Raw genomic sequence first — 12,403 nt, 5'->3', positions numbered from 1 at the left:
TGCTTTTCGGAGTGGCTGTCTGCTGGGCCATTTTGTGTCGGTTTGACCTCCAATGCTCTTTTTTCTCAACTTCTTTTTCCCCAATACTCGCTGAACATCGGGCGCCGCTCGCCGCGCCCCCCCCCCTTCGTTTGGGAGGTTGTATCAGGCAGCGATGTCGAAACGGTCGGCGTTCATCACCTTGGTCCACGCCTTGACGAAATCGCCAACGAATTTCTGCCCGGCATCCGCCGACCCGTAGACCTCGGCCAGCGCGCGCAGCTGCGCATGCGAGCCGAAGATCAGGTCGGCGCGTGTGGCGGTCCACCTGACTGCCCTGGTCTTGCGGTCGCGTGCTTCATAGACCTCATGCGAGCCCGGCTCGGAGGCCGGATCCCAGATGGTGCTCATCGAGAGCAGGTTGACGAAGAAGTCGTTCGTCAGCGTGCCCGGCCTGTCGGTCAACACACCATGCTTCGAGCCGCCGGTGTTGGCGCCGAGCACGCGCAGGCCACCAACCAGCACCGTCATCTCCGGCGCCGTCAGGTTGAGCAGTTGCGCCCGGTCGACCAGCATGGCTTCGACCGACATCGGCGGTTTGCCCCTGACATAGTTGCGGAAGCCGTCAATTTTCGGCTCGAGCGCCGCAAAGGAATGGACGTCGGTCTGCGCCTGCGAGGCGTCGGTGCGGCCGGGCGTGAAGGGAACCTTCACCGCATTGCCGCCATCCGTTGCGGCTTTCTCGACCGCGGCGACGCCGCCGAGCACGATGAGGTCGGCCAGCGAGACCTTCTTGCCGCCTGCGTTGTACTCGTTCTGGATGGCTTCGAGCTTCGCCAGCACGGTGGCCAGTTCGACAGGCTGGTTGACCTCCCAGTCCTTCTGCGGCGCCAGACGAATGCGCGCGCCATTGGCGCCGCCGCGCTTGTCGGAGTTGCGGAAGGTCGAGGCCGAGGCCCAGGCGGTCGAGACCAATTGCGAAACGCTGAGGCCCGAAGCCAGGATCTTGGCCTTCAGCAATGCGATATCCTGGTCGCTGACCAGCTCATGGTCGACGGCCGGAACCGGATCCTGCCAGATCAGCTCTTCCTTCGGCACCAGCGGGCCGAGATACCGCACGACCGGCCCCATGTCGCGATGGGTGAGCTTGTACCAGGCACGGGCGAAGGCATCGGCGAACTGCTCCGGATGCTCGTGGAAGCGGCGCGAGATCTTCTCATAGGCCGGGTCGGCCCGCAGCGCGAGGTCGGTGGTCAGCATTGCCGGCGCATGACGCTTCGAGGGATTGTGCGCGTCCGGCACCGTAACCGCGCCAGAGCCGCCCTTCGGCGTCCACTGATGGGCCCCGGCCGGGCTCTTGGTCAGCTCCCATTCGAAGTTGAAGAGATTGTCGAAGAAGTTGTTGCTCCACTTGGTCGGCGTCGTCGTCCAGGTAACTTCGAGGCCGGACGTGATCGCATCGCCGGCAATGCCGGTGGCATGCTTGCTCGACCAGCCGAGGCCCTGCGCCTCGATGCCCGCGCCTTCCGGCTCGGCGCCGACAAGTGCTGCATCACCGGCCCCATGGGTCTTGCCGAATGTGTGGCCGCCGGCGATCAGCGCCACGGTTTCCTCATCGTTCATTGCCATGCGCGCGAAGGTCTCGCGGATGTCGCGGGCCGAGGCCAGCGGATCCGGCTTGCCGTTCGGCCCTTCCGGGTTGACGTAGATCAGGCCCATCTGCACCGCGCCGAGATGGCCGTGCAACTCACGGTCGCCGGAATAGCGCTTGTCGTCGAGCCACTTGGTTTCCGAACCCCAGTCGACATCCTGCTCGGGCTCCCAGACATCGGCGCGGCCACCGGCAAAGCCAAAGGTCTTGAAGCCCATCGATTCCAGCGCGACGTTGCCGGTGAGAATCAACAGGTCGGCCCAGGAGATCTTGCGGCCGTATCTCTGCTTGACCGGCCACAGCAGCCGGCGCGCCTTGTCGAGATTGGCGTTGTCCGGCCAGCTGTTCAGCGGCGCGAAACGCTGCTGGCCCGCACCGGCGCCACCCCGGCCGTCGCCGATGCGATAGGTGCCGGCGCTGTGCCAGGCCATGCGGATGAACAGCGGCCCGTAATGGCCGAAATCGGCCGGCCACCAATCCTGCGAATCCGTCATCACCTTGTGCAAATCCTCGATCACCGCGTCGAGGTCGAGCGTCTTGAACTCCGCGGCGTAGTCGAAAGCTTCGCCCATCGGGTCCGAAAGGCTCGACTGCTGGTGGAGAACGCCGATGTCGAGCTGGTTCGGCCACCAGTCGCGGTTGGTCCTGGCGGAGGTTCCATGCGCGACCGGGCATTTGCCGGCGCTGTTGTCGTCGGTCATCGCGTCCATCTTGGCCTCCGAATTGCTGATTTATGTGTTGTTTTTTCCGGGCCGGCCGGGAGCCGCGCCACTCTGGAATGGTTCCAGACTAAGCCGTCTCTTCGATAAAAACAAATTGCCTTTCCTGTTTGTTGCGATAGGCTTTCCTTATGATTGGCTTGACCGTGCGGCAGATGCAATATTTCGAGGCTTTGGCGCAAACGCTGCATTTCGGCCGCGCCGCAAAACTCGCCGGCGTCAGCCAGCCGGCGCTGTCCGCGCAGATCGCCGAGATGGAGCAAAGGCTGAACTGCCGGCTGTTCGAGCGCGGCGGCAAGACGGTGCGGATGACGGAAGAGGCGCAAGCGCTGCTGCCACGCATCGAGCGCATCCTGCGCGACATCAGTGATGTCGAGACGACGGCCCGGCGCGGCCGCCCGGCCATGGAAGGCCGCTTCCGGCTGGGCATCATCCCGACCGTGGCGCCGTATCTTTTGCCGCATGTGCTCCCGGAGCTGAAGCGGCATTTTCCGTCCCTGCAGCTCGAACTGCGCGAAGCAGTGACGGCATCACTGGTCGAGGACACGGCAACCGGACGGCTCGACGCCTTCATCGCCGCGCTGCCGCTCGAGCAGCCGGGCCTGGTCACCGAGGAACTGTTCGCCGACCGCTTCTTCCTCGCCGTGCCAGCCGGAGATCCAGCCTTCGCCTCGCCACCGGTGCCGCCGGAAAGCCCGGCGCTGGAGCGGTTGATGCTTTTGGAGGAAGGCCACTGCCTGCGCGAACAGGCGCTGGCCCTGTGCGGCAGCGTGCGTCCCGTAGCGATGGCAAGCTACGGCGCCACCAGCCTGACGACGCTGCTGCAGATGGTGGCGCATGGTCTCGGCGTCACGCTCATCCCCGAAATGGCGGCAAGGCCGGCCAGCGCCATGCCGGACCTCAAGATCGTGCCGTTCCAAGAGCCAATGCCGCAACGCACGATCTGCCTCGCCTGGCGCCGCAACAAGGTGCGGCATGATGAATGCGTGGAACTGGCGAAGATCATTCGGGGGTTGGATGCGGCGGTGCTGGGGGTGTGAGTCGTTCGGGTCTTAGATGGCGCCTTGGGAACCCCGAAAAGAAACTCAAATCAGGCGCGTTCGAGAATACCCGCCTTGACGGCTGGTCGCCAGATCGCACCAAAGCCTCAAGGGATAAATACCAGAAATACATACGCGAAAAATACCACGGCATGGACGATTCCGGTCAGGAAGGTCGTCCTTTCGTTGCTAAAGCTTACGCCGCATATGAAAAGCGCTAAAACCAAAAGTACTGCGTCAGCTTCCGGGAGCCCCAGGGTCAACCCTCGTCCCGTAAGCAGGCTGGCTGCTGCGACCGCAGGTATTGTCAAACCAATCGTGGCGCAAGCCGAACCCATTGCGACATTCAGGCCGCGCTGCAGCTCATTGTTGAGTGAAGCGCGAACCGCCGAAATGGCTTCCGGCATCAAAACCAGACCCGCGATCATTGCTCCCACAATGCTGTCAGCCTGGGCCACCTGGTAGGCAACGAGCGCATCTTCCACACTTGCGGCGACCTGCTCGGCGAGCATGACAATTCCGATCAGTCCGATGACCAGGAGCAGAGCGCTGGAAGAGACGCTTTTGTGAGGGGCGGTTCGCGCCGGAGCGTCGTGTGCCAGTCCTTCGATGAAGTCGTCCCGGTGCCGGACGGTTTGCGCGAACACAAAACTTGCATAGAGCAGCACAGAAAGTACGCTCACAAAACCAAGTTGAGCTGCTGAAAATGTGCCGGGATCGGTGGTCCGTGTATAGGTCGGCAGGATAAGCGTCATGACGGTCAGTGCGACCAGAACGGCCAGATATGCGCTGGTCCCTTGACGGACAATTGCCTGCTTGCGGTGACGCCAGCCGCCAAACGTGAGACACATTCCGACAACGCCCGTGGAGGCAATCATCACCGTCGAGAAGACGGACTCACGTGCAAGCGTGGGGTTGTTCTCTCCATGCAGCATCATGGAAACGATGATCGACACCTCGATAGCCGTCACGGCAAAAGTCAGCACCAATGTGCCGTAGGGCTCTCCCACACGGTGGGCAACCGCCTCGGCGTGGTCGAGCACCACGAAAATGGTGATGAACATGATCGCACTCGAAAGCGCTCCGACGAGGACCCTGACGCTCTGCGAACCTTCGTCCACCGATAGCCCGCTGGCTATGACCGCAACGGCCATCGCGACGGCAGCCAATGGCATCGCATAGGACGTCACCAATCGTGCGAAACCAGTCATTCAAGCCCCCATGCGTTTCTGCGAACCTTGCGGCAGGCCTGTATGGAGCACCCCGATGTCATTGCGAAGCCGGCAATCTCCATCACCGGCCTCAGCCCCTCAAGCCGTCTTCTGCACCACCAGCCCCAGTTCCTCCATCATCGCCTCGCGCATCAAAAACTTCTGCGGCTTGCCCGTCACCGTCATCGGCAGTTCGGTGCGGAAGCGGATGTAGCGGGGGATTTTGTAGTGGGCGATCTGGCCGGCGCAGAAATTCTTGATCTCCTGCTCGGTGGCGATCTGGTTGGGCTTCAGCACGATCCAGGCGCACAGCTCCTCGCCATATTTGGCGTCGGGAATGCCGAACACCTGCACCTCCTTGACCTTGGGATGGCGGTAGAGGAATTCCTCGACCTCTCTGGGATAGACGTTTTCGCCGCCGCGGATGACCATGTCCTTGACCCGGCCGACAATGTTGCAATAGCCCTCGGCGTCGATGGTGGCGAGATCACCGGTGTGCATCCAGCCGTCGGCGTCGATCGCCTCGCGGGTTTTTTCCGCGTCGTCCCAGTAGCCTTTCATGACGGAATAGCCGCGGGTGCACAGCTCACCCGGCGCGCCGACGGCGACGGTGGCGCCCTCGGCGTCGATGGCCTTGACCTCGACATGCGGATGGATGCGGCCGACAGTGGAGACGCGTTTTTCCAGCGGATCGTCGACGCTGCTCTGGAACGAGACCGGGCTGGTCTCGGTCATGCCGTAGGCGATGGTCACCTCTTCCATATGCATCAGCGACACCACCTTCTTCATCACCTCGATCGGGCATGGCGAGCCCGCCATGATGCCGGTGCGCAGGCTGGAGAGATCGAAGCTGGTGAAGTCGGCGTGGTCGAGCATGGCGACGAACATGGTCGGCACGCCGTAGAGGCCGGTGCAGCGTTCCTGCGCCACCGCCTTCAGCGTCGCGCCGGCGTCAAAACCCTCGCCAGGAAACACCATGGTCGCGCCCTTGGTAACGCAGCCCATCGTGCCCATCGACATGCCGAAGCAGTGGTAGAGCGGCACCGGGATGCAGAGCCGGTCGTCGACGGTGAGCTTGATCGCAGCGGTGACGAAATTGCCATTGTTGACGATGTTGGTGTGGGTCAGCGTCGCGCCCTTGGGCGCGCCCGTCGTGCCTGATGTGAACTGGATGTTGATGGCCTCGCCCGGCTTCAGCCCTTCGGAGATGCGGTCGAGGCTGTCATGCTCGTCGCGGCCGGCCATCGACAGCACATCGGCGAAATTGAACATGCCGGGCGAGTTGTCGTCGCCCATGCGAATGACGATCTTCAGCGCCGGCAATTTCTGCGCCCTGAGCTTGCCGGGGGTGGCCCTGGCCAGCTCCGGCGCCAGCGTCTCGAGCATGCCGAGATAGTCAGAGGTCTTGAAGCTGGCGGCGGTGACCAGCGCCTTGCAGCCGACCTTGTTGAGGGCATATTCCAGCTCCGTCAGCCGGTAGGCCGGGTTGATGTTGACCAAGATCAGGCCGATCCGAGCGGTGGCGAACTGGGTGACCAGCCATTCCCAGCGGTTAGGCGACCAGATGCCGACACGGTCGCCTTTTTCGAGGCCAAGCGCCAGGAAGCCGGCGGCGAGCGTATCGACCGTGTCCGACAGTTCGCTCCAGGTGAAGCGCTTGTCCTGGCCGACGAAGACGGCAGCATCCTGCGTGGCGTATCTGCCGACCGTGTCGGAGAAAAGCTGAGGGATCGTCTTGTCGAGCAGCGGCACCGAACGGTCGCCCGACACATGTGCCCGGCCGTCGAGCGGAGCGATGAACGCCCTGCCGCGCCCGCGCAGATTGGTGGCGTTCTTGAGCTCGTCGAGATTAATCGCCATCGCCGTTTCCTCCCGATGAGTGAGCCTAGCAGCCTGATGGGGTGGTGGAAAGTACAGGCGGTTCCCCTCCCCCTCGAGGGGAGGGTGCCTCGCGAAGCGAGGCGGGTGGGGTCCTCGGCGAAGTGCTCGACTTCCTTGGTCACGGTCGACCCGGCTTGGGTGGTCTCGCGTCGAGCACTGCCGGAGCGACCCCACCCGTCCATCCGCCTTTGGCGGCTGTCCACCCTCCCCTCAAGGGGGAGGGAGCGCGCTCATCTTCGCGGCTATTTCCCGCACTAGCGCCTCATCCGCAGCAGCACGATCTTTCCTGGCAGCCACGAGGCAGGCCTGCGACTTCAGCACAACCCCATCGGCCAGCACCTTGAGATGGTTGGCGCGCAGGGTCGAGCCGGTGGTGGTGATGTCGACGATGACGTCGGCGAGGCCTGCCGCCGGTGCGCCTTCGGTGGCCCCGAGGCTTTCGACGATGCGGTAGACCTGGATGCCGTGCTTTTGCGAGAAGAACTGCTGCGTGAGCCGCCAGTATTTGGTTGCGATCCTCAGTCGCCTGCCGTGGCGCTGGCGGAAATCGGCGGCGACATCGTCGAGATCGGCCATAGTATCGACGTCGAGCCAGATGCCGGGCACCGCGACCACGACATCGGCATGGCCGAAGCCGAGGCGAGCGACGATTTCGGCGCGCGCCTCCCAGTCGGCGAGGTTTTCGCGCAGCAGATCCTCGCCGGTAATGCCGAGGTCGACCGAACCTTGCCCAATCTCGCCGGCGATTTCGGACGCCGACAGGAACGCCACCTCGATGCCCTCGGCGCCGTCGATGCGGGCGCGGTACTGGCGCTCATCGCCGGGCAGGCTGACGGCAAGCCCGGCCCTGGCCAGTACCTCCAAGGCCTGCTCCTTGAGCCGGCCTTTCGATGGGATTGCCAGCGTGATCATTGCGGCTCTCCCCGCAGCGCTTCGATGCGGTCGAGCCAGACAGAGAAGCCGACGCCGGGGATCGGCGTCTTGGCGCCGAGCAGGGTCAGCAGCCGGTCGTAGCGACCGCCGCCGGCCAGCGGCCGCTCGCCACCAAGTGCTTCGATCTCGAAAACGATGCCGGTGTAGTAATCCAGCGGACGGCCGAAGGCAGCGTCGTAGCGGATCGTCTTTGCAGGCAGGCCATGTGCCTCGATGGCTTTGGCGCGGGCGGCGAATTTTTCCAGCGCCGCGCCCAGCGAAAGCCCGGCAGAGGCCGCAAAACTTTCGAGCGCAGCACTCGAGCCGTCGAGCGGCACGTCGATGGCGAGGAAATCCCTGAGTGCTGCAAAGGCCTCGTTCGACAGCCGCACGCTGCGCAATTCGGCCTTTTCGATCAGCCGCCGGGCAATGTCGACTGGCGCGCGTCCGCCGGATGCCAAAAGGCCGGCCTCTTCCATGCCGCCGGCAATGTGGGCGGAAAGCGCTTCGAGATCGCCATCGAGCACCAGGGCCGCGACTTCGCCGTCAAGCTCACCGTTGCGTGGCGGGTTGGCGAGATCGGACAACGCTGCCTGCAGCATCGGCGCCGAACCGAAGGCACGCGCAAGTCGCATGCGCCAGCCGCGCGGCAGGCCGAGGGCCGCCAGCACCGCCTCGAAGATGGTCTGGTCGCCGAGCGTGATCGCAAGAGGTTGCGCCGGCAGCACCAGCTGCAGCAGCGCATGCGCATCGACCAGCGAACGCGCATCGGCCTCGGCCGTATCGCGGTCACCGAGATCCTCGATGCCGGCCTGAAAGAACTCGTTGCCGCCCTCGCGGCGCTGGCGGAACACTTCGCCGATGTAGGAATAGCGACGCGGCGTGCCCGCCTGCGAGGCGATGTGGTCGAGGCAGACGGGGATGGTGAATTCGGGCCGCAGACACAGCGTCTTGCCGGTCTCGCTTTCGGTGAGAAAGATGCGGCGGCGCAGATCCTCGCCGGCCATATCGAGGAATGGGTCGGCCGGCTGCAGCACCGCGACCTCAACCGCATGGGTGTTGCGGGTGGCGAAGAGCTTAGTGATTTCGGATGCGATGGCGGGATAGCGAGTCATCGGCTGGTTGGGTGCGAGGCACCCCCCTCTGGCCTGCCGGCCATCTCCCCCTCAAGGCGGGAGATTGGCAGCTTTAGCGTCGGATCGTTTCCTGCAGCGATGAAGATTCGCGAAAGCGCCGATGACATCCAATCTCCCCCCTTGAGGGGGAGATGGCCGGCAGGCCAGAGGGGGGTGTTCAAGCGCCACCCTTCGCACGGTCGGCCGCCTGCGCCGCCAGAATCTTCTTCACCTCGGCGACCAGCTCGCTCTCCGCCACGGTCACCTGCGCTGGCCTTGCGGCCCGCCATTCGGCGTTGTCGGTGATCTCGGCCGACATGCGTGCGCCTTCGATCAGATCCTTGATCTGCAGCTCGCCCTTGGCGCGCTCGTCGCCGCCCTGAATGATGGCAACCGGGCTGCCGCGGCGGTCGGCATATTTCAACTGCGCCTTCATGCCGGCGCCGCCGAGATACATTTCGGAGCGGATGCCGGCCGCGCGCAGGCCGGCCACCATCTTCTGGTAGCGGCCGAGGCTTTCGGTATCCTTGTCCATCACCAGCACGACGACCGGCGCGATCACGTCTGTGGTGTCCAGCTTGCCGAGGTTCTTCAGCGCCGTCATCAGGCGGGAGACGCCGATCGAAAAGCCGGTCGCCGGCACCGGCTCGCCACGGAAGCGCGAGACCAGCCCGTCATAGCGGCCGCCACCACCGACCGAACCGAAGCGCACGATCTGGCCGTCTTCGTTGGGGATTTCGGCCAGAAGCTCGGCCTCGAAAACCGGGCCGGTGTAGTATTCGAGGCCACGCACGACGGAGCGGTCCATGGCGATACGATCTTCGCCGTACCCTGCCGCCCTGACCAAGGCTTCAATCGTGGAGAGCTCGCCAACGCCTTCCTGATAGATCGCGTTCGCATCGACATTGGAATCCTGGCGGGCCTGTTCCCTCGCTGTCGCGAGAAGAACGGCCTCGGCTTGCGCCTCATTCAGTCCGGCACCCTTGGCAAAGTCACCCTCGCCTTCCTTGCCGCCATCCCAGCGCCCCGGACCAAGCAGCAGTCTCACGCCTTCCGGTCCGAGCTTGTCCAGCTTGTCGATCGCGCGCAGCACCGTCAGCCGACGCCCTGCATTCTCATCGCCGCCAAGGCCGATCGCTTCCAGCACGCCATCGAGCACCTTGCGATTGTTGACGCGGATGACGTAGTCGCCGCGCTTGATGCCGAGCGCTTCCATCACGTCGGCCATCATCATCGCCATTTCAGCATCAGCCGCGACGCCCGGTGTGCCGATGGTGTCAGCGTCGAACTGCATGAACTGGCGGAAGCGGCCGGGGCCGGGCTTTTCGTTGCGGAACACCCAGCCGGAGCGGTAGCTGCGATAGGGCTTCGGCAGTCGCTCAAAATTCTCGGCGACATAACGCGCCGTCGGCGCAGTCAAATCGTAGCGCAACGACAGCCACTGCTCGTCATCGTCCTGGAAAGAAAATACGCCCTCATTAGGCCGGTCCTGGTCGGGCAGGAATTTGCCCAGCGCATCGGTGTATTCGATCAGCGGCTGGTCGGCCGGCTCGAAACCATAGAGCTCATAGACCGAGCGGATCGTCGCCATCATCTTCTCGACGGCGCGGATGTCTTCCGCACTGCGGTCGGCAAAGCCGCGCGGCAGCCGCGCTTTCGTCTTTTCCGATTTGTCGGCCATGGGATGGGTCTTTTCGCTTAGTAATCGATGACTTGTTTGGAGTGGGCGTGTCCTAACCGAAGCGGCTTTGTGCGGCAAGGGTTTGCGCTTTTTCCTTCTCCTCCGAAACAAAACGCACCAAAAGGAAACAATTCCGCCATCGGCGCGGCATCGTGCCGACACAATCAGAGCCGATAAGCGCGCCGAAACAAAGGGTTGGGGCCATGACTGCGGCACACAAGTTCGACATCAGAGACGACGGCTTGCATGAAGTCCGGCTGCGGCCGGCCGAGAGCCGTGCGCAGGTGACGGCGAGCCTCGGTCCGTTTGAGGTCACCGCCGACGAGCGCAAGGGTTCCACCATGCGCGAGGCGCTGATGACCGGATTGCTGGTGATTTATCCGGCCTTTGCGGCACTGGCGGCGATTGTGGCGGGATTGTTCCTGACTGGCGCCAGCGGGACGTGAGTTCCTTACCCTCCCCCTTGTGGGGAGGGTCGACGCGTAGCGTCGGGGTGGGGGTGCGGCGCCAAGATACCCCCACCCGCGCCTTCGGCGCGACCTCCCCACAAGGGGGAGGTAGGGGGACAGCGCCCTACTTCGGCCTCTTAAAGGCCTTGCGTTCCTTCTCCACCTGCTCCCGGCAAACACACCCCTCGAGATGGTCGTTGACCAGACCCATCGCTTGCATGAAGGCATAAACCGTCGTCGGTCCGACAAAGCTCCAGCCGCGCTTTTTCAACTCCTTCGAAATCCTGATCGAGACCGCTGTCGTCGGGTTGGCGCGTAGATGCGCCATGTCCACCACCGCCGGCCGCTCCTCCGGCCCCGGCTCGAACTTCCAGAACCAGGCGGCCAGCGAACCGAACTCGTCGACCATTTGGCACGCCCGTTTGGCGTTGTTGATGGTCGAGACGATCTTGCCGCGGTGACGGATGATGCCGGCATTGGCGACCAAGCGCTCGACATCCTCGTCGGTGAAGGCGGCGACCTTGTCGAAGTCGAAACCGGCGAAGGCCTCGCGGAAATTCTCGCGCTTGCGCAGAATGGTCAGCCAGGACAGGCCGGACTGAAAGCCTTCCAAGCAGATTTTTTCGAACAGCCTGCGGTCGTCGGCGACCGGCCGGCCCCATTCATGGTCGTGGTAGTGCAGATAGTCCGGCAGATTGCCGTGCCAGAAGCAGCGCGTGATCCCGTCGGAGCCGGTAAGCAGTCCGGTGTTGTCTTGCGCCATGGCCGATCCATCCGTTAACGCGCTTTCGCGCTGCATTTACCACGGCTTTACCAGATTCCTGAACCCGGCGGTAACCACACCAAAAGGTTTACTGACAAAGCGGCATTTTACGCATTCCGATTCATGTTTCGGTTGCCGCTTCGCGCCAAGGATCGCGCAACCGGGGGCAAGTTCCGCCTCCGTCCGTTCGACGATCAAGGTGCGTTCCGATGAAGATCTTTTTGCGTTCCGTGCTCGGCGCCGTGGCCATTCTGGCCGCCGGCGTCACCTCGTCTGCCGCCAACGACCGCTATGCCGAAAGGCCGCCGGTGATGGTGAGCCCCGACCTTTCCGCACCCTGGGTGCTGCAGCTTGGCCGGGCGCCCGGCATCGTGCGGCAGAGCCGACAGGTGGTCCAACAGCCGCGCGTTCGCTATGCGCAGCCGGCGCGACCCGATCGGGTTCGCACTGCTTCCGTGCAGGCGCCGGTCAAGCGCGTGGTGATGCGGCCGCAGATCAATCCGCTCTATCTGCCGCAGGAAGTCGCCTATGACGGCCCACAGAAGCCGGGCACGATCGTCATCGATACGACGCAGAACTTCCTGTTCCTGGTCGAGAAGAACGGCAAGGCGCGGCGCTATGGCGTCGGCACCGGCAAGCCTGGCTTCGAATGGTCTGGCACGCACAAGATCACCAACAAGCGCGTCTGGCCGGACTGGCGCCCGCCAGCGGAGATGATCAAGCGCGAGGCCGCCAAGGGCCGCTACCTCCCGACCTATCTGGCCGGCGGCGAGGAAAACCCGCTTGGCGCCCGCGCGCTCTATCTCGGCACGACGGAATACCGCATCCACGGCACCAACCAGCCATGGACCATCGGCGGCTCGGTGTCTTCCGGCTGCATCCGCATGCGCAACGAGGACGTGGTTGACCTTTACGAGAGGGTCAATGTTGGAACGACCGTGGTCGTGATATAGTCGGCTACCGAATCATCTGGTCCAGAAGGTTAGACCTTCAGGATCGGGA

General features: G+C 63.7%; 10 protein-coding genes. 3 read left to right on the top strand and 7 right to left on the bottom strand.

Annotation, left to right across the window (positions count from 1 at the left end; genetic code table 11):
* Window positions 1-144 precede the first annotated feature (144 nt).
* Complete coding sequence (katG, locus tag NKH22_RS22445) at window positions 145-2,340, bottom strand: catalase/peroxidase HPI (protein ID WP_352911015.1); 2,196 nt, start codon at window positions 2,338-2,340, stop codon at window positions 145-147.
* A 140-nt stretch (window positions 2,341-2,480) separates the two neighbouring features.
* Here katG and NKH22_RS22440 point away from each other — a divergent pair, with 140 nt between their 5' ends.
* Window positions 2,481-3,389 (top strand): hydrogen peroxide-inducible genes activator, encoded by a 909-nt coding sequence (locus NKH22_RS22440; RefSeq protein WP_023667719.1) that lies wholly within the window; start codon window positions 2,481-2,483, stop codon window positions 3,387-3,389.
* A 107-nt stretch (window positions 3,390-3,496) separates the two neighbouring features.
* Here the strand turns inward: NKH22_RS22440 and NKH22_RS22435 are convergent, their stop codons facing one another.
* The 5 genes from NKH22_RS22435 to hisS all read right to left on the bottom strand — a co-directional run bounded on the left by NKH22_RS22435 (window position 3,497) and on the right by hisS (window position 10,189).
* Complete coding sequence (locus NKH22_RS22435; protein WP_023820859.1) at window positions 3,497-4,600, bottom strand: calcium:cation antiporter; 1,104 nt, start codon at window positions 4,598-4,600, stop codon at window positions 3,497-3,499.
* 99 nt (window positions 4,601-4,699) lie between these two features.
* Window positions 4,700-6,460: an AMP-binding protein gene (locus NKH22_RS22430; RefSeq protein ID WP_023820858.1), complete on the bottom strand. Its 1,761-nt coding sequence runs from the start codon at window positions 6,458-6,460 to the stop codon at window positions 4,700-4,702.
* A 231-nt stretch (window positions 6,461-6,691) separates the two neighbouring features.
* A complete protein-coding gene (gene hisG / locus NKH22_RS22425) occupies window positions 6,692-7,393 on the bottom strand; it encodes an ATP phosphoribosyltransferase (RefSeq protein WP_023695113.1) in 702 nt (233 codons plus the stop codon).
* A complete protein-coding gene (locus NKH22_RS22420; protein WP_352535631.1) occupies window positions 7,390-8,508 on the bottom strand; it encodes an ATP phosphoribosyltransferase regulatory subunit in 1,119 nt (372 codons plus the stop codon). The genes hisG and NKH22_RS22420 overlap by 4 nt, the downstream gene beginning before the upstream one ends.
* 178 nt (window positions 8,509-8,686) lie before the next feature.
* The gene (gene hisS / locus NKH22_RS22415) at window positions 8,687-10,189 is read right to left on the bottom strand and encodes a histidine--tRNA ligase (RefSeq protein WP_023686833.1); all 1,503 of its coding nucleotides are present in this window, start codon (window positions 10,187-10,189) and stop codon (window positions 8,687-8,689) included.
* A gap of 203 nt (window positions 10,190-10,392) precedes the next feature.
* On the opposite strand from hisS, the gene NKH22_RS22410 reads away from it, so the two are divergent.
* The gene (locus tag NKH22_RS22410) at window positions 10,393-10,635 is read left to right on the top strand and encodes a hypothetical protein (protein WP_023681830.1); all 243 of its coding nucleotides are present in this window, start codon (window positions 10,393-10,395) and stop codon (window positions 10,633-10,635) included.
* 127 nt (window positions 10,636-10,762) lie between these two features.
* Here the strand turns inward: NKH22_RS22410 and NKH22_RS22405 are convergent, their stop codons facing one another.
* On the bottom strand, window positions 10,763-11,401 hold the full coding sequence (locus tag NKH22_RS22405) for a DNA-3-methyladenine glycosylase I (protein ID WP_352911010.1): 639 nt from the start codon (window positions 11,399-11,401) through the stop codon (window positions 10,763-10,765).
* A 209-nt stretch (window positions 11,402-11,610) separates the two neighbouring features.
* On the opposite strand from NKH22_RS22405, the gene NKH22_RS22400 reads away from it, so the two are divergent.
* Complete coding sequence (locus NKH22_RS22400; RefSeq protein ID WP_352498900.1) at window positions 11,611-12,354, top strand: L,D-transpeptidase; 744 nt, start codon at window positions 11,611-11,613, stop codon at window positions 12,352-12,354.
* Window positions 12,355-12,403: the final 49 nt, after the last annotated feature.

Origin of the sequence: Mesorhizobium sp. M1252 (assembly GCF_040318265.1) — a bacterium.
Classification (GTDB): domain Bacteria; phylum Pseudomonadota; class Alphaproteobacteria; order Rhizobiales; family Rhizobiaceae; genus Mesorhizobium.
Note: the sequence above shows the minus strand (reverse complement) of the source record. Positions and strands in the feature narration are given on the sequence as shown.